The sequence below is a fragment of the Pseudorhodobacter sp. MZDSW-24AT genome (assembly GCF_002794355.1).
Taxonomy (GTDB): Bacteria; Pseudomonadota; Alphaproteobacteria; order Rhodobacterales; family Rhodobacteraceae; genus Pseudotabrizicola.
Genome location: NZ_PGOI01000006.1, coordinates 102,313 through 120,653 on the forward strand (window position 1 = coordinate 102,313; position 18,341 = coordinate 120,653).

The following is an 18,341-nucleotide window of genomic DNA, read 5'->3' on the forward strand; positions in this document are numbered from 1 at the left end:
CAGGTTCGCTTTCTGGGATGCGCCGACTTGTGCGGAAGGTGATGGTCCGACACGCGCTTGTGGCCATGGTCGCGACGGGTCTCTTGATCGGCTTTGCTTCGGTTCATGCGGAATGGAGCCCGATGCACCGCTGGAACCGCGCGTTCGGTGATGCCTCGCTCGTCTTGATTGCCCTGTCGATGGGTTTAGGGCCGCTGACACGCTTCCTGCGGGTGGCGGTTCCGCTTCTGCCCTTCCGCCGAGAGATGGGCATTTACGGCTGCCTTCTAGTACTTGTGCATGCATCAATCATCCTCGTCGGCTGGGTCCAATGGGATCTGATGCGGCTCTTAGGGTTCGAATGGCATCCCGAACTTCTGGCCTATGTCATGTACCAGCATGGCTTCGGTCTCGCCAATGCCATCGGCATCGCTGCGCTGGTCCTCGCGGCACTGCTGGCGGCAACCTCCAGCGATTTCGCGATGCGCCGTCTTGGCGTCTCGGGATGGAAGTTCCTGCAGATGGGTGTTCTGCCGATGTGGTGGCTGACCGTGGTCCATGTTGCCTATTTCCTGTTCATGCATTTCCTGAGCTTCCACCGGGCGACACCAGAGCCGAACCCCCTGCAGTACTGGTTCGTCGGGCTGGTTGTGATCGTCCTTGGGCTCCGCACCGGGGCCTACCTGCGTACGATTCGCGCCAAGGCTGCTCTTGAGCCGCAAAGAGAGCAGGGAAGCCATGCGTAGATCGGAACGTGACCTCGTGCAGGCGGCGAAAAAGACAACCCGCCGGGCACTGATCGTTGGTAGTGCGATGACGTCAGTGGTGGGCGTCCTTGGTGTCCGGATGTGGCAACTGAGCGTCCGTGATGCCGAGCAATACTACCTGCTGGCCGAGGAAAACCGGATCAGCCTGCGGCTGGTGCGACCGGACAGGGGGCGCATCCTTGATCGGGCTGGAAAAATCGTTGCGGACAATGAGCAGGCATATCGCATCACGCTGGTGAAGGAAGAAGCCCGCGATGTCGACGACGTTCTGGAAAAGCTGCAGGTGCTGCTCGGCCTGGACGCAGAGACTGTCTCCAAGGTCAAGGCGCAGATCGACCGTGTTCGAGCCTTCGTGCCGGTAACGGTGAAAGACCGCGTCACGTGGGAAGAATTGTCGATCGTGGCACTGAACTCACCTGTCCTTCCCGGTGTGCAGCCCGAGATGGTCCTGTCGCGCGTCTATCCTTTCGGGCCGGATTTCGCGCATCAGGTCGGTTATGTCGGGCCAGTCAGCGACAGCGATCTGGAAAACGAAGCGGCTGACAATGAGCCGTTGCTCCGCCTGCCCGATTTTGAATTCGGCAAGACAGGAGTTGAACGAAGCCACGAACGCACCTTGCGCGGCTTGCCAGGCACGCGCCGCGTCGAGGTCAACGTGTCCGGCCGCACAATGCGCGAACTCGCTCTCGATCCGGCCACCCCGGGCCCGGACATGCAGATCACGCTCGACCACCACTTGCAGAACTTCATGCGCGTCCGGCTGGAAGGCCAAAGCGCGGCCGCGATCGTGATGGATGTGACGAACGGCGATCTGCTCGGCTGCACGTCCGCCCCCTCGTTTGATCCGAACCTTTTCGTGCGTGGGATTTCCAGCCGAGACTACAATGCGCTCCGAGACAGCGAGTATCGGCCGCTCGCCGATAAGTCGGTGCAGGGCGCGTATCCACCTGGATCGACGATCAAGATGTCGAATGCGCTGGCCGCGCTGGAAACCGGGCTGATGGACCCGGAAGAGACTGTCGCCTGCAATGGCTATGTCGAGATCTCCGGCCGAAGGTTCCACTGCTGGAAGCGCGGTGGTCATGGCCGAGTGAACATGGTCGGCGCGCTGCGCGAGTCTTGCGACGTCTACTTCTACGAGGTCGCGCAGCGCATCGGCATTGACGGCATCTTCGCGATGAACGACCGGCTGGGGCTTGGCCAGAAGTACGACCTTCCGCTGTCCGGCATGGCGCACGGCAACAATCCATCGCGTGCTTGGAAGCAGGAACGGTACGGGCAGGACTGGCTGATCGGGGACACCATCAATGCCTCGATTGGGCAAGGCTTCACGCTCGCCTCGCCGATCCAGCTTGCCACCATGACGGCGCGACTGGCTTCGGGGACCGCGGTGTTGCCCCGACTGGTGCGACCGCGTACCGGGCAGGACCAGGATACGGCTGCTCCGGCCCCGCTCGGCCTGTCGGCCGATGCACTGGCCATTGTGCGACAGGGCATGTTCGAGGTCTCGAACCACGAGCGCGGGACGGCCTATTCCTCGCGGATCGCCGATCCGACATTGGCGATGGCCGGCAAGACGGGAACGAGCCAGGTCTTCTCGATCACCGCTGCCGAGCGGGCGGCAGGCGTCCGCTCGCAGGACGAGCTGCCGTGGAACCGGCGCGATCACGCGCTGTTCGTGGCCTTTGCACCCTTTGACGCGCCCCGCTTTGCTGTCACGATCGTGGTGGAACACGGCGGTGGCGGGTCAACGGCAGCGGCGCCAATTGCGCGCGACATCATGCTGTTTGCACAGCATGGCGGCCTGCCGCCTGAGGACGCCTATCCGGCATCGCAGAGGGCGCGCATACGGGAGGACCTCGCCCTGCTGTCCGAACGCATCCTGCCGCCGGACGGCATCACCGCCACGGTGAGCCGGACATGATGCACCGTCTCAGAAGGGTGTCCTGCCGAAGCTTTCTTGGGGTCGCCATGACCGCAGTCGCCCTAGTTCTTCCGCCGGTTCCCGCGCGAGCGTTCTTCCATGATGCGCCCGACATCGAAGACGGGCGAGTCATTTACGCGGCCAAGTGCGCGTCCTGTCACGGTGCCAACCTGGAAGGGCAGCCGGACTGGCAGTCGGCGAGGGAGGACGGCACCTATCCCGCGCCGCCCCACGACGAGACGGGCCACACCTGGCACCATGGGGACGCGATGCTGCGGGACTACATCCGTCGCGGCGGGCAGGCGGTGCTGGACGATATGGGGGTCGACTTCACCTCCGGCATGCCCGGGTTTGGCGGTGAGCTGACCGAGGACGACATCGAGGCCGTCCTCGCTTATATCCGGTCGACCTGGCCCGACCGCATTCGTGCCGCACAGGCTGAACGCAGCCAGATGGAAGCAGGTTCGCCTTGAAGCCGCAAGTAAGGCCACCGACCTCCCAATTCCCGCTTGCCTCTCCAGGGACTAGAGGGTGCAGACCGCCTGAAACTCAAAATCTTAATCCGTCACACAAGGCTCTTCCCATGCGCGTCACGTCAATCCTGTTTGCTATCACGCTCGTTTTCGCTCCCGGCCTCACCCTGGCGCAGGAGATTACGGAAGATCGGATCAAGGAACTGGTCGCCGAAACCTTGCGCGAGAACCCGGAGCTTGTGCTCGAGGCTCTCCAGACGCTGGAGGCGCGCCAGGCAGAGGCCCAAGCTGCCGCCGTTGCCGCGACCCTGGCCGACGAGCGCGCCCTGCTGGAGCGCGACCCCAACGCTCCGGTCCTCGGCAACCCGGAAGGCGACGTGACGGTGGTGGAGTTCTTCGATTACAACTGTCCCTATTGCAAACGCGCGATGCCTGAAATCGACGCCCTGCTGGCCGAGGACGGAAACATCCGTCTTGTTCTGAGAGAATGGCCAATCCTCAGCGAAGGATCAGCGATCGCGGCGCGGGCCGCTTTGGCTGCACGGAAGCAGAACAAGTATGCTGAACTGCACAATGCACTGATGGGTGCGCGGGCGAAGTTGGACGAGCAGTCGGTGCTGCGGATCGCGGGCGAGGTCGGACTCGATGTCGAGCAGCTCAAGGTCGACATGCAATCGCCCGAAGTCGAGGAACATATCGCCACGTCGCTACGTCTGGCCGAGGCTCTCGGCTTCAACGGCACACCGTCATTCGTGGTGGGTGATCAACTGATTCCGGGCTTTGTTGAGAAGGCTCAGCTTGCCGAGGTGGTAGCCGCCGCGCGGGCCGCCGAATGAGTATCCGTCTTACGCGTCTTTTCGGTTTCCGACTTCAGCGGCCTTTCACGATCACCGAGACGGTCTTGGGCCGGATCAGGCATTCCGTCGTGGCAGCCACTTTGTGGATCGCCTTGACAGGGATTGCTTCGGCGCATTCATTCACCGTCGGCCTTCTGGTCGTCGGCGAGGACGTTGACGCAAGTCTGGCAGAAGCGGTGCGCGGTTTCCTCCTAGCGGCCGACGAACGGGACGGGCACGCCAACGAAACATCGGACGGACATCTCGGTGGGGTTGATGTGCAACTGCTGCCGCTGCCACGAGATGCGGCGGGGCTGGTCGAAGGACTGTTCGGTACGCCCGACGAGCCGACCGATGTCGTCATTGTCATTGGCGCCGAACCCGCGGCCAGCGACGCCGCGCGCGCGTATGCCTCGGCAAGCACGGTCTTGCGGCAGTTCGTACTGCCGGATGGGTGGGACAGCGCAGACGGAACCGACGGTTTTGTGTCGCGTTACCGGCTCGCCTATGGCGCGACGCCCGGCTTAATGGCGGCAACGGCCTATCATTCGGCTCGCAGGCTCGACGCCGCAGTCAGACCGTTGGACGGTGTGGTACCCAAGGAAGCACTGCTAAACGCCTGGAGGTCAACCGAATCCGGTCTGTCCTGGTGACCCGGGAACCAATGGCGCAAGGCGTCATTGGTTCTGGGCAGTCCTTGCACGACTGAGCGGGATCAGGCTGCAGGGTAGCTCGTGAAGACGCTACTGCTGCCGTCGAACCCGACAAGGATGACGTCATAGGCTTCGCGCTCGGTCTCGGGTCCCATGCCGGGTGACCCGTAGGGCATGCCAGGCACGGAGAGACCGACGGCGACGGGTCGTTCAGCCAAAAGACGGCGGATGTCGGCGGCGGGAACGTGCCCCTCGACAGTATAGTCGCCGATGGTGGCGGTGTGGCAGGACGCGAGGTCTTCCGGAATGCCACGCTCGCGCTTGAACGCCGCAAGCTCTTCGATGCTGCGTTCCTCGAAGGATACCCGAAAGCCGCTGTCGCGCAGATGTCCGATCCACCCGTTGCAGCAGGGGCAGCCGGGGTCCTTGACGACGTGGATGGCTTCGTCGCCCTCGGCAAGTGCTGGGGTAGCCGCAATGGCGGCCAGCCAAGGAACGGCGGCGAGAACCTTGCGCCGGGACAGTGTCATGATGTCGGCCTTTCGTTGGAACTTTACGGGAAACATAGCTGCAAGTGCGGGGATCGGCGAGCAAAGTCTGATGAACCCGGCGACTGATCACCGAAATGCTACTCCAGCCGCGGGTCCCCGGCTTGAACCAGCAGAACCCCGTGGTTCTCGTCGGCGTCGTCGTCGGTGATCGTCCGTGCGGAGACGCCCGGCAACTCGGCAAACCCCTCCATCATCCGTTTCGGAAACCAGGTCATCGGCAGGCTTTCAAATCCGGGCACCCCTTCCAGCACCCGCGACAGCGCGATGGTGCAGTTTGCTTTCGGCACCGCGCCATAGGCCATTGCCCGCTGCATGATCAGTGCCGCAACCTCGGGCGATACCTCGATAGTCTGTTCAACCACGTCGTAGGTCTCGCGGGCATGGTAGTCGATGTAGAAATCCACCATCTTCGGGGTGACCCCGAAGTGCACGTCGTTGCGCTCGGGCAGCCGGGGATGCCGCCAGGTGCCAGCCGGATCGAACAGCACGCGCTGCGATCCGTTGATGAGCAGGCCCGCATGCGCTCCCGCTCCGCTGCGTGTCGAGAGGACCGTGAAGAGCGTGACCGAGGTCGGGCCGGGATGCTCGTAGCGGGCGGCGGCCACGGCCTCCTCGGGTGCCCAGATCGGTTCGGCACCGCAGGATGCCAGGCCAAGGATTGCCGCCATGGCGAACAGAAGTTTCCACATCGATTCACTCTCCCGCGTTTTGCGCAGGTTCTGCGCAATCGCGACGGATTCCAGTAAACTCTGCGATAGTGGGGCAGGGAATTCGGAAACTCGGCTTTGATGCCGCAGCTTTAGAAATCGGGGGGCCGATCAGGGACACCAAACTGTCAGGTGACGGAAGCGGGCCATCCTGATAGATGTCTCAGATATGGCGCTTCTCACGTTTCGCATGCATGTCCTGATCCTCGCCGCCTACGTCCTGGCGGCAATCCTTCCCGTATTGGCTCTGGGCGAACGGCAGCAAGCTCAGGCAGACCATGCGCAGATGATGGCGATGGCCGGCCACCTGGCGCACATGCCCGCGACTGACGGCCCGAAGGACCTGACGCAGCAGCTGATCTGTCAGCAACACTGCCTGTTCGCGGCAGCGACCTTTCCTGCGCCGGACCGGGTTGCGGAAACTGTCGCGCGGTCCTCCGATGTGGAGGCTAGTGTCGACATCCTTGCCGCCTCGCTGGCCATTCCGCCCCCAGGTCCGCCTCCGAAGATCGCCGTGATCTGAGCCTGCGGCTGCGGCATTCGCCGGGGACCGCTTGTCCAATTCACGACGCGATACAGGAGAATTCGCATGTCGCCCTTTTCTCGCCGCGGCTTTCTGGCCGCTTCTGCGGCCACGGCCGCTTCACTGATGCTTCCCGCACGGGTCCGGGCCCAGTCCGGCCGAATGTCGCTGACCGCCGCCACCCGCACCATTGACGTGCGGGGCAAAGCCGCAACCGTCTGGGGGCTTCTGGACGGCGCTGGCCGGTCCGGCCTTGTCCTCGATCCGGACCAGGCGTTCGCGGTCGATTTGACAAACGCGCTGGCCGAGCCAACGATTATTCACTGGCATGGTCAGATCCCCGACAACGCGCAGGATGGAGTGCCCGACCTGCCGATGCCGATGCTGCAACCCGGTGAATCCCGCGCCTACGATTTCGCGGCACGGCCCGGAACACACTGGATGCACGCCCATATCCCCGAGCATGAAATGATGCTGCTGGCCGCGCCTCTGGTGGTGCGGCGAGCCGAGGATGTGGCGGCAGACCGGAAGGAAGTGACGCTGTTCCTGCACGACTTTTCCTTCAAGCCACCTGCCGAGGTGCTGGCCGAGATCACCGGCGGCGCGTCGATGGCCGGGATGGATCATGGCCAGATGGGGCAGGGCGGCATGGACCATTCCGGAATGGACATGGGTGCCATGGGTCAGGGGGACATGATGGCGATGCCGGGGATGGATGGCATGGCGATGGACCTGAACGACTACAACTTCGACGCCTATCTTGCCAATGATCGCACGCTGGACGACCCCGAAGTGGTTCCGATCGACAAGGGCGGCCGCGTTCTCGTCCGCGTCATCAACGCTGCGGCCGCCACCGTGTTTTGGATCGACACTGGCGCGCTGCCGGGACGGCTGGTCGCGGTGGACGGCGAGCCGGTGCGGCCTTTGCCCGGCAGCCGCTTTGGCGTCGCAATGGGCCAGCGGCTGGATATCGAACTGGATGTGCCGGGCGAGGGCGGGGCCTTCCCGATCCTTGCCCTGCGCGAAGGTGCCAAGGAAAGGACGGGTGTCATCCTTGCCACGCCGGGCGCGGCGGTGACCAGGATCGCCGAGATGTCGGAGGCCGACCATCCGGCCTTCAGCGGTGATCTGGCGCAGGAGGGTGCTCTGCGCGCCGTCACCCCGCTGCCCGAACGCGCGCCAGCCTCGCAGCCGATGCTGATGCTGGGCGGCACCATGATGCCCTATGTCTGGACGATCAACGGCCAGACTTGGGGGTCCCATGTGCCGGTGACTGCGAAATCCGGCGACCGAGTCGAGATCATGTTCCACAACATGTCGATGATGGCGCATCCGATGCACCTGCACGGCCACGCCTTCCAGGTAGTGGGTGTCGGCATGGACCGGATCGCAGGCGCGGTCCGCGACACCGTGCATGTGCCGCCGATGGGCATGGTGACGGTCGCGGTGGACGCGGGCGAGGCGGCGCGGTGGATGCTGCATTGCCACCACATGCCGCACCTTTCGACCGGCATGATGACCGAGTTCGCGGTGTCGGCCTGACGCACGGCCGGACCCGCAGCCTGCCTGCGGGTCCGGGCCATTTCCCGGAGAGAGCGGACCCATGCCAACACTCATCGGACGCCGTGCCGTCCTTGGTGCCCTCGCCGCGCCCTTCCTTGCAGGGTCCGCCGAGGCGCGCCCGCCCTTCCGGCTGCGCGAAGACCCGCAACCGCTGCTGTCCCCGCCGATCCTCGACGAAGCAGGCACAACGCGGAAACTCGACGATTTCGCCGGCCGGGTGATCCTCTTGAACATCTGGGCGACCTGGTGCCCGCCCTGCAGGGAAGAAATGCCGACACTTGACCGGCTCCAGTCCCGGCTGGGCGGCGCCGATTTCGCGGTGCTTCCGCTCTGCATCGACGACGCGGGGATCGGAAGGGGGCGGCGCTTCTACGACGAGATCGGCCTCGTCGATCTGCCGCTCTATTGGGCCGAGCAGCTGCGGGTTCAGCTTGCCCTTGCCTTCATCGGCTTGCCGACAACTCTTCTGATCGACCGGCAGAGCCGCGAGATCGGACGTCTTCAAGGCCCGTTTGCGTGGGACAGCGAGGACGCCGTTGCCCAGATCGTTGGTTCCTTCTGAGGGATAAGTCGGTGTTGGTCGAAGACCATCAGCCAAAGATCGGACCCTAGACGGATGTGATCTCAGGCCGCCGGATAGCTGGTATAGACCTCAAGCTCGCCATCGCGCCGGATCAGTACCATGTCATCGGCATCGCAGTTTTCTTCTGACCCAATGGGTCTCGGGTAGCGTTTGAACGCGACGCTGGCAACTCGAAAGGATCAACGGTCAAGCGTCGCTCAGTTGCAACATTCTACCTTAGTGCAGCATTCTCTCCTCTATACGTGAGACGAGGTCACAGGGCTGATCAGTCAATGATGAAGCTAAGCAATAACGAAAAAGATGAGAATCCCGTCGCGGAGAGTCCGCGACGGGCATCGATCTTGCGCCGACTGGTCGTGGGCTATTCTTCCAGGCCCGGCAGTTTCGAGAGCTGAAACTTCGCGCTCTGACTTACTCTTGGTGCGCAATCAGATTCTGGAATTGAAGCGTCCAAAAAAACCTTTGTGAGATTCAACACAACCAAGTTGAAAAGTATGTCACAGAACGCCCGTCAATACACTCTCACCTAAGGAAAATCCCCCCTGCCATAACTGAAACCCATCGTTTGGGCTTCCGAGGGTCCTGCATTCTCAAAAAGGTGTATCCTGTCTTGTGCCATGGTACGATCTTGTTGGTTAGGTTGTCCAAAACGAGATCATTGGCGCCAGTGCGCACGACGAGAACAGCATGAGACGCTCTGTTCAAATCAAGAAGAGTTGCGATCAGTAGCTGCTCGGCCGGAAATCCAGCGCGCGTCAATTCGTACTTCTTGTAAAGGGCATAGTCTTCGCAATCACCCTTTCCTTTGGTCGGCAGCGTCCAGCGTTCAGCGATACCGTACTGTTGTAAGTCACTCACCGAACGAACCGACTGATTGATTCGAGTATTAACTTTCCGCAGCTCTCTAAGTTGCAACTCGCCAATCTTCAATGTGCGACCAGATTGCGCGCAAGCCCAAACGTAAACATTGCACACATTTGACGCCCCATCTGGAGCTGAGGTGACTGCCCCTATAGGTAGCATTTCAGTGTCAGTCTGTCGGTTATCGATCGCGAAGGAGGGTTGAGCCGAAAGAAATGCAAGCGTTGTGGCGAGGAGAGCCAGTCTTGATCGCACATTGTGTGATAGTTCACTCACTTTTCTGAGAAGTCGCATAGGTGCCCCCCGCGCGTTTCATAATCGAGCGATGTCAGTTAACGGGTGCGCATTGGCAACTCTGCGGCTACTTTTGGGCTTTTTATAGTAAGCTCACTATTGCTCTCTTAGTGCTGGTTGACACCGCTAGTTCGTCTATAATTTAGGCCGAGTTCAAATAGCTTCGGTCAGATACTATAAATGCGCTTGATCGCGCGATTGACAATTGGTTCATGCTCCCAAAGTTGGGATGGGTCACGAGCGGCTTGTTCTGGTTGTCTTCAACTCAGGTCGAGCGGTTGCGGCCACTCTCCTCAAAGTCGCCAAACCAGCCGCGAGCTGATTCTTGACGGGTACTAAGCGGGATAGTCTGCCGACACCTCATTATTCAGGTCGTCAGAACTGTCCCGCCGTATTCGGCTGCTGTACAGCGCCTACGGCAAAAATTGACGTCGATAATCCGACGTTGTGCTGAAACCTCGGTTAGTCAAAATAACATGACCGGACACCATTTTCTGCGTGAGCACCAAAAGACGCACAGGCAGTCTGGCTGATCCGATATAATTACAGTTCATGTCAGGCGGCCGGATAGCTTGAAAAAACTTCCAGGCTTCCATCCCGGCGAACCAGCAGAACGTCATAGGCGTCCCGACCGTCTTCTGATCCCATGCCCGGCGAGCCGTAAGGCATGCCGGGCACGGCGAGGCCAACTGCGTCAGGGCGCTCGTCAAGAAGCCTGCGGATATCCGCAGCCGGGACATGGCCTTCTAGCGCATAGCCGTCAACAGTGCCCGTGTGACAGGAAAACGCCTTTGCTGGTATGCCCTGATCCATCTTGAAGCGGATTAACAAGGTTCCCATCGACACCTCATCCGTAACCGTGAACCCCTGTTCGCGCAGATAGTCCACCCATGCATCGCAACATTCGCAGCCACGCCCCTTTACGACATGGATCGGCGGTTCTTCCTGTGCCCTTGCAGCAGGGGCTATGGCCAAGGCGGTCGCTGCCAGAATGACCTCGCGGCGGCCGATGCGATAGTCCGTCATCCACGTTCTCCATCGATCGCCGTCATGAAGCCGGTTTCGCTGCGCCAGGTGGCGAGGGTATCGAGATCTTCTGCCGAAGCAATCTCTTGTTCCGGCAGGGCATCCTGATCTTTCGGGTCAACCGGTCGGCCGTCGACACGAACTTCGTAGTGAAGGTTGGGGCCGCTCACGAGCCCGGTCGCGCCGACGGCACCAATCTCGTCTCCAGCCTTGACCCGTGTGCCCACGCGAACGTCTTCGGCAATTTCAGAGAGATGCGCATATCGCGTCACAACCCCGCCGCCGTGATCGATGTCGATCGTGGTGCCGTAGCCGCGGATCGTTCCCGCAAAGATCACCCGCCCGGCACCAGTTGCCGAGACGTCGGTCCCCACAGGTGCCGCATAATCGATCCCGGTATGCATGCGCACGCCGCCCAACACCGGATGGTTTCGGCGGCCGAAAACGGATGACAGTCGTGCGCCAAGTATGGGCGCCGCTGAACGCTGCACGGCTTCACCGTCTTCGAAGACTATGACTGGACCCGCGGCTTCGGTCGCAACGAGTTCGAGCACGCGATCCGCAAGTTCAAGTCTGGCGTAACTCAGGCGAGGCTCTCCCGCGATGCTGCCATCGGGAAGCTGATCTTCCTGCCAGACCAGCGCGAAGGTTTCTCCGCCTTTGAGATCGCGCCTGAAATCGACCTGACCCGCAAGCAGTGCGGTCAAATCAACCGCAAATCGTTCGGGTGCATTTCGTGCCATCAGGGCGTCATAGAGAGTTCCGTTGAGGGTCAAGGTCTCTCGCCGGTCTGTCTCACGAACCGGCGGGTCAAGACGCTGTGCCGCGATCGGCCCGTCGAACGAGAGAGCGATCTCCACACCATCTTCCACGAAGAGCGATAGGCGTGTCAGCGATGCCGGATCCCAGGACGCCGTAGTCCATTCGATCCGGTGGCCAGGTCGCAGGTCCGTCAGGTCGTAGACACCTGAGAGCGCAAGGGCTGCTTCTGCCCGGACCGTCCCGGGGATTCCTGCGTGACCAAGGACGCTGTCCAGGGTGTCACCGGGGGCGATTGTGGCTTCGAATGCCACGGGCAAATGCGCCGTCGGAGGATCGGCCACTGCCTGGAGCGGGGCGAAAGCCGCGATAGCAAGGATCAGAAATGCGGAGCGGATCATCTGGCAGAATGACCTTTCAACTGAGGGTTCGGCGGAGTTTGGGGACGGCGAAACGCCGGTCTTCATGGAAGTCTATGATGCTGGCAAAGCGCCCATCGGGGTGGAAAAGAAATACACCGGCGGTGTGGTCCATCGTGTAGTCGCCGCCCTCCTTATCGACGCGGCGATAGGTTGCGCGAAAATCTGCGGCCGCCTGAGCGACCTCGTCAGCAGGGCCCGTCAGCCCAATGATGCGTGGATCGAAGTTGCTGACGTAACCGGCTAGGACATCGGGCGTGTCGCGCTCCGGATCGACCGAAATCAACGCCACGATCAAACGATCCGCGTCGGCACCCAGCTCCTCGAGCCAGAGCGATATGTCGCTCAATGTGGTCGGGCAGACGTCCGGGCACCAGGTGAAGCCGAAAAATACCATGACAGGGCGACCGGCCCAGTCAGAAGGTCGGACCAAGCGACCCTGGTGGTCGGTCAATGTCCAGGTCATCTGACCGATCGGCACGGGCAGGACCTCGCTGCGGGCTGGCCGATTGCGCGTGCGATAGGCCCCGACGCCCAGCATGAAGGCGACGGCTCCGACTGCCCCTCCCGCACCCAGGATTATTGCCCTGCGTCGGCGCAATCCGGACCCTCCGCGCGCAACGAGAGGACGTCGACATTCACGGTAACCTCGCCAGACTTTTCGAAGGAAAGGGTAACCGGAAAGCTGTCGCCCTCCTTGAGGGCCGTCGTCAGCTCCATCAGCATGCCGTGGTAGCCACCCGGCGCGAGCTGGACACTCTGACCGGCAGGGACCGGGACTGACATCGCATGCGGCATCGATGCGATGCCATCCTGTACGACAGTCTCGTGCAACATCGGCATTCCGGCTGCTGGCGTCGTGATGCCAACGAGCGCATCGTCGGTCGTCCCGGAGTTCTTGATCTCGACATAGAACACTCCGGGCCGTCCCGCGCCGATTGTCGCCTTGGACCAAGCATGTTCAACGGTAAGATCGCCGATTGTCACGGTCTCACAGGCCATTGCTGCAGGTGCGGAGAAGATCAGTGTTGTGGCGAGAAGGAAGTGTTTCATGGGTCAGAGCCTTGTTAGAAGGTCGGAAACGATTTCGGCAGCAGATGTACCGTAGGTGAATTGACGCAGCCACTCCCCGTCTGGGCCGATGAGATAAAGGCTAGGGCTGTGCGCCATCGTGTATCCGTCCGGCGACGAAGTGTCGGCCTCCTGCTCGTAGAAGATCTTGAAGCTTGCGGCCGCAGACTTTGTATCCTCTTCGCTTCCTGCCAAAGCAAGGATCGCTGGATGAAAGGCCTTTGTGTAGTCATCCAGCCCTAAACGCCTGTCCCGTTCTGGATCGATTGAAATGAAAATCGGCTGCACCGATCCCGCGGCAGATCCAAGATCATCCATGACCTGAGCGACTTCGGAGAGCGTCGTCGGACAGACATCCGGGCAGCTTGTAAAGCCGAAGAACACCAACAGGAACTTTCCGCGAAATTCGGCAGTCGTGCGCATACGGCCTTCGCTGTCTGCAAGCGCGAAGGTAGGCATAAAGGCTGAATCAGCTGTTGCGGTGTCGTCCGTTGCAGGCCACCACCGCACCGCCAAAAACGTGATGACCGCCGCAGTGGCGGCGATCCAAAGGATAATCCGAAGAGAACGAAGACGCATGAACAGTCCGGAAGGCGAGATCAGCCTGTCGTCTAGAACCTCGAGCAACTAGAGGTTCAACCGACGAAAAAGTGAGGATTTCAGGATCGGCGATGTTTCGCCGATCAGGCTGCCCCAAGATACCTTGCGAGAGCGATTCCAAGGAGAGTGCCGAGCAGCCCGAAGGCGATGGCGAAGCCTGCGCCGTACTGCAGGCGGTCGACGGTCTTTCCGCCCCGCCGCCGTGCAACGAGGTAACCCCAAAGGAACCCGATGATTGCGAAGAGCGGCCCGATCATTTCGATGCACCTTTCAGGTTTGCCTGTTGCTGCCGGGCCCAATAGCCACTGATCGCCCACGAAGTGAGCATGAGAAAGAGAAGCGCCCAGTCTCCGAAGCGGGCGTAGATGGTTGCGGGCAATGGGCGGGGCAAGCGGATGTCGATCACGCCTGACGTGTCGATTTCGAGCATGGCCAATGTTGCCCCGTAGGAATCAACCACTGCCGAAATTCCCGTGTTGGCGGCCCGGACGAGAGGCAGGCCCTCTTCAATGGCCCGCATCCGGGCCGATGCCAAATGCTGCCACGGCCCGATCGAGGCACCGAACCAAGCGTCGTTTGTCGCGTTGAAGATCCAGTCCGGTCTGATCGCATCATCGACCACGTGTCCGGGAAAAATGATCTCATAGCAGATTGCGATCCCTGCATAGGGGTGTGGGCCGAACGCCAGTGTCCGGGGCCCTGGCCCCGGCGTGAAGTCTCCGAGCGATTGAACCAGACGCTGAAGGGGCAAAAGGCTCCGCCACGGAACGTATTCACCGAACGGGACGAGATGATGTTTGGCATAGCGGGTCAGGATGGTGCCGTCACGAGAGATAGCAAGCACGGCATTCCGGTAGACTGTCCCGGCCCCGGTTTCCTCCCGTTCCGGGCTGCCTGTCAGCAAGACGCCGGTCTCGGGCAAGAGCCAGCCCAATATTGCCCGGGCACCGGCATCCTCTGCCAGGAACCCTGGCCAAGCGGTTTCCGGCCAGAGCAGAATGTCGAAGTCGCCGGGCTGGGCCGAAAGCGCGATGAGTTTCAGGATGTTTGAGTTTCGGGTGGCATCATCCCATTTGGCACTCTGTGCGATGTTCGGCTGGACGACACGGATTTGCGCGCCGCGCTCTGACGGCACATCGGCGAACAGCAAGCGCATTGCACCAAATGCGGTCACCGACAAGGCGATCGCGCCCGCAGTGGCGAGGCGGCTGATGCGTTTCCCGTCGGCGGCCGAGACAAAAGCCAGTCCGGCCAGCGCGGCGCAGAGCACCAGAAGAAATCCCAGGCCGTAGCTTCCGAAGACAGAGGAAGCCTGCGCAGCGACCGGCCAGTCAGAGAGTGTGTAGGCAGCCAGGTTCCAGGGAAACCCGGTGAGAACATGGCCTCGCAGCCACTCCGTGGCGGTCCAGCTTGTCGCCATCGAGAGTGCCAACGGCAACCCGGCGCGTTCCATCCGTGCCGCCAGAGCGCAGGCCAGGGCAGGAAAGACCGACAGAAGCGCCGAAAGACCAAGAACCGCCGGCAGAGCCAGCCAACCGAACCGGTCCGCCTCAACCTGAAAACTTTCGGTGATCCAGAAAAGCCCGGGCACGAATTGACCGAGGCCGAAGAAGTATCCCAGCCTGAACGCGATGAAACCGGATGCGCGACGCACCAACACTGCCAGCAGAGCAAAGGCGATCAGCGCAAGTGGCAAGATCGAGTATGGCTGCAGAGCCAAGACGAAAAGGACACCTGCCACGATGGCGGCCCCCAAACTGGCCCAGCTTTGGACAGGCTTCCGGCTCGAGAACTGGTGTGCGCTTGAAACGTACATTCTTGCCACAACCCCTAAAATGGGAGGGATGGATAGCTGCTCTAGTAGCTTGAGGTGCAACGCATATGTTCGAAGATCACGGCATTGTCAGATTGGTGGCGCAGCGGTCGATTTTCGACGTGGGCTTGAAACTGTGGAAGGATCTTCCGCTTAGAACAAAACGACCAAGAGTTGGTGGGACATCTTCGTCGCTTGCAAGCCGCCAGATAAACTAGTGTGCGGTTGCGGGGAGAAAGGATGGTCGCGCTCATCGCCCCGAGTGCCGCGTGCTAACGGCTGTTTGATTTGCCTCGTCCACGAGCGAACGATACTCACACTCGAAAAGCGCTTGGAGGAGTGTTCCATGACCAGCGATTTGATGAAGCGGCGGGCTTTGCTGAGGGGCGCAATCGGGGTGGCCAGTTTTGCATCCCTGCCAGCCTGGGCGCAAGAAGGCAGCACGGAGTTTCAAGCTCCCGTCTCCAGCAGCGTGCGGAACAACGTGTCCAGCTTCCGGATGCCTCAGTGGCAGGATTACTTTGAGAACACCCGCGGTGGCGCGATCCTTGCGGACACCAAGTCACGTGCACTGCACTTTTGGTCAGAAGATCAATCGATCTACCTTCTCTATCCATCGTCCGTCCCTCTGTCCGTGGAACTGACCCGGCTCGGGCGAACCGAGGTTGTCCGCAAGGCCGTGAACCCGCCGTGGCGCCCGACGGCTTCCATGCTCGAGCGAAACCCAGATTGGCCGAAGATGGTGGAGGGCGGTGCACCTGACAACCCACTGGGTGTTCGGGGATTGTATCTGTCATGGCCAGCCTACTTGATCCACGGTACTCACGACACTCGAAAGATCGGACGCAGGTCATCGAATGGCTGCATCGGTCTGTACAATGAGCATGCCATAGAACTCTACGACATCGCACAAGTAGGCACTCAGGTGCTGCTGATCTGATTTCTCTGCTAGGCCACGCCCTTGGACTTCAAGCGGGATTCCGTGACCGGTTTCACCTTTGGTATCCGGTAGGAGCTGGCTGGCGTTAGCCCAACAGAACAGTCGACAGCAGGTTCACGTTTAGCACGATGATCACCGCCGCGATCAACCAGCACAAGGCAGTCAACCACCGCGGAGCCACCAGTTCGTCCATCTTGGCGCGGCTGGCGGTGAACATGACCAAAGGCACGATGGCAAAAGGCAGCTGGAATGATAGCACTACCTGACTGAGGATCAGAAGCTGCCCCACGCCTTCGGTGCCATAAAGCAGGATCACGAAGATCGCGGGCACGATCGCAAGGCAGCGGGTGATGAGCCGCCGTGCCCAGGGGGCGATGCGCAGATTGATGAACCCTTCCATCACGATCTGGCCTGCCATGGTGGCGGTGACAGTGGAATTGAGGCCGGCGCACAGCAGCGCCACCCCGAACAAGATCGGCGCCAGCGATGACCCCAGCAAGGGCTCCAGCAACAAATGCGCCTTGTCGATCTCGGCCACATCGTTTTCACCGACGGTGTAGAACGCGGCGGCGGCAAGGATCAAGATCGAGGCATTGATCGTCAAAGCGAACATCAGCGCGATGGTGCTGTCCCATGTCGCCAGCCGCAGGGCCTCGCGCTTGGCGGGCAAGTCAAGGCCGAAGGCGCGGGTCTGCACGATGCCGGAATGCAGATACAGATTGTGGGGCATCACGGTCGCACCGATGATCCCAAGCGCCAGATAGAGCATGGTCGGGTTGCCGAAAATCTCGCGGCTGGGGGCAAACCCGGCGATGACCTCGCCCCAGACCGGATCGGCCTGCGCGATCAGCACGACGAAACAGGCGGCGATCAGCGCCATGAGCGAGATGATCAGCGCCTCGATCCATCGGAACCCCTTGTTCTGCAACCACAGGATCAGGAATACATCGGCGGCGGTGATGAAGATGCCGATCTCCAGCGGGATGCCGAACAGCAGGTTCAGGCCGATGGCGGTGCCGATCACCTCGGCCAGGTCGGTGGCGATGATCGCCCCTTCCGCAAGCACCCAAAGCGGGACCGACATCCACTTGGGGAACGCATCGCGGCAGGCCTGCGCCAAATCGCGCCCCGAGGCGACAGCCAGCCTGGCGCAGAGCGATTGCAGCAGGATCGCCATGATGTTCGACAGCAGGGCCACGAACAAAAGCGTGTAGCCAAAGGCCGCCCCGCCTGCGAGCGAGGTCGCCCAGTTGCCGGGGTCCATGTAGCCCACGGCCACAAGGTATCCGGGGCCGATGAACGCAAGGAAGCGCCGGAACCGACTGGTGCCGCCATTGCCAACCGCGATGCTGCGGAAGACCTCGGACAATGAAGGCGTCTCTCGCTCTTGTCGCCAGGCGTTTGCGGGCATGGGTTGATGCTTTCTATAGTCGCAAGGTCGCACCAAAGGCTCGGCGCATAAAGTTAGACATTGCTAACAATCAGTGGCGCGACTTTACTTGTCAATCCTCCCTGTGCGACACTCAACGGATGACACAGCACGATCTTGATCCCCAGACGCAGCCCGCAACCCATGACCGCCCTACCGATGCGCGGGCAGAAGCGTTTCAGGGCGTGCGCGAGGCGCGCAGCCGCGAATTGGCCGAGGATTATGTCGAGCTGATTGCCGAACTGATCCACGATCACGGCGAAGCCCGCCCGGTGGACATCGCCGCACGGCTTGGCGTGAAGGTGCCAACCGTCAGCAAGACCCTGGACCGTCTGGCCCGCGAGGGTTTGATCACGCGCGCCAAGTATCGTTCGGTCTTTCTGACGGATGCGGGCCGCGCGCTTGCGAAGGAGTGTCGGCGGCGGCACGAGATCGTGTTGCGCTTTCTCATCAACCTCGGATTGGACGCCGAGACGGCCGAACGCGACGCAGAAGGCATCGAGCATCACGTCAGCGAGCGTACGCTGGCCTTGTTCGCAGCCTTCGCCAACAAGTCCTGAACGCCGATCG

The 18,341-nt window shown here is 61.3% G+C and carries 21 protein-coding genes; 10 read left to right on the plus strand and 11 right to left on the minus strand.

Annotation, left to right across the window (positions count from 1 at the left end):
• The first annotated feature begins 41 nt into the window (after window positions 1-41).
• The 5 genes from CUR21_RS05735 to CUR21_RS05755 all read left to right on the plus strand — a co-directional run bounded on the left by CUR21_RS05735 (window position 42) and on the right by CUR21_RS05755 (window position 4,632).
• A complete protein-coding gene (locus CUR21_RS05735) occupies window positions 42-725 on the plus strand; it encodes a ferric reductase-like transmembrane domain-containing protein (protein ID WP_229825818.1) in 684 nt (227 codons plus the stop codon).
• Window positions 718-2,670 (plus strand): penicillin-binding protein 2, encoded by a 1,953-nt coding sequence (gene mrdA, locus CUR21_RS05740; protein ID WP_100196061.1) that lies wholly within the window; start codon window positions 718-720, stop codon window positions 2,668-2,670. The genes CUR21_RS05735 and mrdA overlap by 8 nt, the downstream gene beginning before the upstream one ends.
• Before the next feature lie 47 nt (window positions 2,671-2,717).
• Window positions 2,718-3,143: a cytochrome c gene (locus tag CUR21_RS05745; RefSeq protein ID WP_232622705.1), complete on the plus strand. Its 426-nt coding sequence runs from the start codon at window positions 2,718-2,720 to the stop codon at window positions 3,141-3,143.
• Between the two features lie 110 nt (window positions 3,144-3,253).
• Entirely contained in the window at window positions 3,254-3,979 is a 726-nt protein-coding gene (locus CUR21_RS05750) for a DsbA family protein (protein WP_100196062.1), read from the plus strand.
• Entirely contained in the window at window positions 3,976-4,632 is a 657-nt protein-coding gene (locus CUR21_RS05755; RefSeq protein WP_100196063.1) for a hypothetical protein, read from the plus strand. Before CUR21_RS05750 ends, CUR21_RS05755 begins: the two co-directional genes overlap by 4 nt.
• 62 nt (window positions 4,633-4,694) lie before the next feature.
• Here CUR21_RS05755 and CUR21_RS05760 read toward each other — a convergent pair whose 3' ends face one another.
• Together CUR21_RS05760 and CUR21_RS05765 are read right to left on the minus strand one after the other, a co-directional pair.
• Window positions 4,695-5,162, minus strand: coding sequence for a DUF411 domain-containing protein (locus CUR21_RS05760; protein WP_100196064.1), 468 nt, complete (start codon window positions 5,160-5,162; stop codon window positions 4,695-4,697).
• Window positions 5,163-5,260: 98 nt separating this feature from the next.
• Window positions 5,261-5,872, minus strand: a complete 612-nt coding sequence (locus tag CUR21_RS05765; protein ID WP_100196065.1) for a hypothetical protein — start codon at window positions 5,870-5,872, stop codon at window positions 5,261-5,263.
• Between the two features lie 187 nt (window positions 5,873-6,059).
• Between CUR21_RS05765 and CUR21_RS05770 the strand changes: the two genes are divergently transcribed.
• From CUR21_RS05770 to CUR21_RS05780, 3 genes are all read left to right on the plus strand, one after another.
• Window positions 6,060-6,413 (plus strand): hypothetical protein, encoded by a 354-nt coding sequence (locus CUR21_RS05770; protein ID WP_100196066.1) that lies wholly within the window; start codon window positions 6,060-6,062, stop codon window positions 6,411-6,413.
• A 66-nt stretch (window positions 6,414-6,479) separates the two neighbouring features.
• A complete protein-coding gene (locus tag CUR21_RS05775; protein WP_100196067.1) occupies window positions 6,480-7,955 on the plus strand; it encodes a multicopper oxidase family protein in 1,476 nt (491 codons plus the stop codon).
• Window positions 7,956-8,016: 61 nt separating this feature from the next.
• Complete coding sequence (locus CUR21_RS05780) at window positions 8,017-8,538, plus strand: TlpA disulfide reductase family protein (protein ID WP_100196068.1); 522 nt, start codon at window positions 8,017-8,019, stop codon at window positions 8,536-8,538.
• Between the two features lie 543 nt (window positions 8,539-9,081).
• On the opposite strand, the gene CUR21_RS05785 is transcribed toward CUR21_RS05780, so the two are convergent.
• From CUR21_RS05785 to lnt, 8 genes are all read right to left on the minus strand, one after another.
• The gene (locus CUR21_RS05785) at window positions 9,082-9,714 is read right to left on the minus strand and encodes a transglutaminase-like cysteine peptidase (protein ID WP_084450963.1); all 633 of its coding nucleotides are present in this window, start codon (window positions 9,712-9,714) and stop codon (window positions 9,082-9,084) included.
• A 555-nt stretch (window positions 9,715-10,269) separates the two neighbouring features.
• Window positions 10,270-10,740 carry a DUF411 domain-containing protein gene (locus CUR21_RS05790; RefSeq protein WP_100196069.1) on the minus strand — a complete coding sequence of 157 codons (471 nt, stop codon included), beginning with the start codon at window positions 10,738-10,740 and terminating at the stop codon, window positions 10,270-10,272.
• Window positions 10,737-11,900 carry a M23 family metallopeptidase gene (locus CUR21_RS05795; RefSeq protein ID WP_157791948.1) on the minus strand — a complete coding sequence of 388 codons (1,164 nt, stop codon included), beginning with the start codon at window positions 11,898-11,900 and terminating at the stop codon, window positions 10,737-10,739. The genes CUR21_RS05790 and CUR21_RS05795 overlap by 4 nt, the downstream gene beginning before the upstream one ends.
• A 16-nt stretch (window positions 11,901-11,916) precedes the next feature.
• Complete coding sequence (locus tag CUR21_RS05800; protein WP_198431627.1) at window positions 11,917-12,459, minus strand: SCO family protein; 543 nt, start codon at window positions 12,457-12,459, stop codon at window positions 11,917-11,919.
• 38 nt (window positions 12,460-12,497) lie between these two features.
• Complete coding sequence (locus CUR21_RS05805) at window positions 12,498-12,971, minus strand: copper chaperone PCu(A)C (RefSeq protein WP_089258459.1); 474 nt, start codon at window positions 12,969-12,971, stop codon at window positions 12,498-12,500.
• Window positions 12,972-12,974: 3 nt separating this feature from the next.
• On the minus strand, window positions 12,975-13,568 hold the full coding sequence (locus tag CUR21_RS05810) for an SCO family protein (protein ID WP_100196120.1): 594 nt from the start codon (window positions 13,566-13,568) through the stop codon (window positions 12,975-12,977).
• A 104-nt stretch (window positions 13,569-13,672) separates the two neighbouring features.
• Window positions 13,673-13,846, minus strand: a complete 174-nt coding sequence (locus CUR21_RS18765; protein ID WP_100196071.1) for a hypothetical protein — start codon at window positions 13,844-13,846, stop codon at window positions 13,673-13,675.
• On the minus strand, window positions 13,843-15,330 hold the full coding sequence (gene lnt / locus CUR21_RS05820; RefSeq protein WP_232622706.1) for an apolipoprotein N-acyltransferase: 1,488 nt from the start codon (window positions 15,328-15,330) through the stop codon (window positions 13,843-13,845). Before lnt ends, CUR21_RS18765 begins: the two co-directional genes overlap by 4 nt.
• A gap of 418 nt (window positions 15,331-15,748) precedes the next feature.
• Between lnt and CUR21_RS05825 the strand changes: the two genes are divergently transcribed.
• Window positions 15,749-16,342 carry a L,D-transpeptidase gene (locus CUR21_RS05825; protein ID WP_100196073.1) on the plus strand — a complete coding sequence of 198 codons (594 nt, stop codon included), beginning with the start codon at window positions 15,749-15,751 and terminating at the stop codon, window positions 16,340-16,342.
• Window positions 16,343-16,427: 85 nt separating this feature from the next.
• On the opposite strand, the gene CUR21_RS05830 is transcribed toward CUR21_RS05825, so the two are convergent.
• A complete protein-coding gene (locus CUR21_RS05830; protein ID WP_100196074.1) occupies window positions 16,428-17,753 on the minus strand; it encodes an Nramp family divalent metal transporter in 1,326 nt (441 codons plus the stop codon).
• 119 nt (window positions 17,754-17,872) lie between these two features.
• Between CUR21_RS05830 and mntR the strand changes: the two genes are divergently transcribed.
• Window positions 17,873-18,331, plus strand: a complete 459-nt coding sequence (mntR, locus tag CUR21_RS05835; protein WP_100196075.1) for a manganese-binding transcriptional regulator MntR — start codon at window positions 17,873-17,875, stop codon at window positions 18,329-18,331.
• The last annotated feature ends 10 nt before the right edge of the window (window positions 18,332-18,341 follow it).

Excerpts from the sequence above, each read along its gene's own strand:
- CUR21_RS05735 (WP_229825818.1), top strand. The coding sequence starts at position 42 with ATGGTCCGACACGCGCTTGTGGCCATGGTCGCGACGGGTCTCTTGATC.
- mrdA (WP_100196061.1), top strand. The coding sequence starts at position 718 with ATGCGTAGATCGGAACGTGACCTCGTGCAGGCGGCGAAAAAGACAACC.
- CUR21_RS05745 (WP_232622705.1), top strand. The coding sequence starts at position 2,718 with ATGACCGCAGTCGCCCTAGTTCTTCCGCCGGTTCCCGCGCGAGCGTTC.
- CUR21_RS05750 (WP_100196062.1), top strand. The coding sequence starts at position 3,254 with ATGCGCGTCACGTCAATCCTGTTTGCTATCACGCTCGTTTTCGCTCCC.
- CUR21_RS05755 (WP_100196063.1), top strand. The coding sequence starts at position 3,976 with ATGAGTATCCGTCTTACGCGTCTTTTCGGTTTCCGACTTCAGCGGCCT.
- CUR21_RS05760 (WP_100196064.1), bottom strand. The coding sequence starts at position 5,162 with ATGACACTGTCCCGGCGCAAGGTTCTCGCCGCCGTTCCTTGGCTGGCC.
- CUR21_RS05765 (WP_100196065.1), bottom strand. The coding sequence starts at position 5,872 with ATGTGGAAACTTCTGTTCGCCATGGCGGCAATCCTTGGCCTGGCATCC.
- CUR21_RS05770 (WP_100196066.1), top strand. The coding sequence starts at position 6,060 with ATGGCGCTTCTCACGTTTCGCATGCATGTCCTGATCCTCGCCGCCTAC.
- CUR21_RS05775 (WP_100196067.1), top strand. The coding sequence starts at position 6,480 with ATGTCGCCCTTTTCTCGCCGCGGCTTTCTGGCCGCTTCTGCGGCCACG.
- CUR21_RS05780 (WP_100196068.1), top strand. The coding sequence starts at position 8,017 with ATGCCAACACTCATCGGACGCCGTGCCGTCCTTGGTGCCCTCGCCGCG.
- CUR21_RS05785 (WP_084450963.1), bottom strand. The coding sequence starts at position 9,714 with ATGCGACTTCTCAGAAAAGTGAGTGAACTATCACACAATGTGCGATCA.
- CUR21_RS05790 (WP_100196069.1), bottom strand. The coding sequence starts at position 10,740 with ATGACGGACTATCGCATCGGCCGCCGCGAGGTCATTCTGGCAGCGACC.
- CUR21_RS05795 (WP_157791948.1), bottom strand. The coding sequence starts at position 11,900 with ATGATCCGCTCCGCATTTCTGATCCTTGCTATCGCGGCTTTCGCCCCG.
- CUR21_RS05800 (WP_198431627.1), bottom strand. The coding sequence starts at position 12,459 with ATGCTGGGCGTCGGGGCCTATCGCACGCGCAATCGGCCAGCCCGCAGC.
- CUR21_RS05805 (WP_089258459.1), bottom strand. The coding sequence starts at position 12,971 with ATGAAACACTTCCTTCTCGCCACAACACTGATCTTCTCCGCACCTGCA.
- CUR21_RS05810 (WP_100196120.1), bottom strand. The coding sequence starts at position 13,568 with ATGCGTCTTCGTTCTCTTCGGATTATCCTTTGGATCGCCGCCACTGCG.
- CUR21_RS18765 (WP_100196071.1), bottom strand. The coding sequence starts at position 13,846 with ATGATCGGGCCGCTCTTCGCAATCATCGGGTTCCTTTGGGGTTACCTC.
- CUR21_RS05825 (WP_100196073.1), top strand. The coding sequence starts at position 15,749 with ATGACCAGCGATTTGATGAAGCGGCGGGCTTTGCTGAGGGGCGCAATC.
- CUR21_RS05830 (WP_100196074.1), bottom strand. The coding sequence starts at position 17,753 with ATGCCCGCAAACGCCTGGCGACAAGAGCGAGAGACGCCTTCATTGTCC.
- mntR (WP_100196075.1), top strand. The coding sequence starts at position 17,873 with ATGACACAGCACGATCTTGATCCCCAGACGCAGCCCGCAACCCATGAC.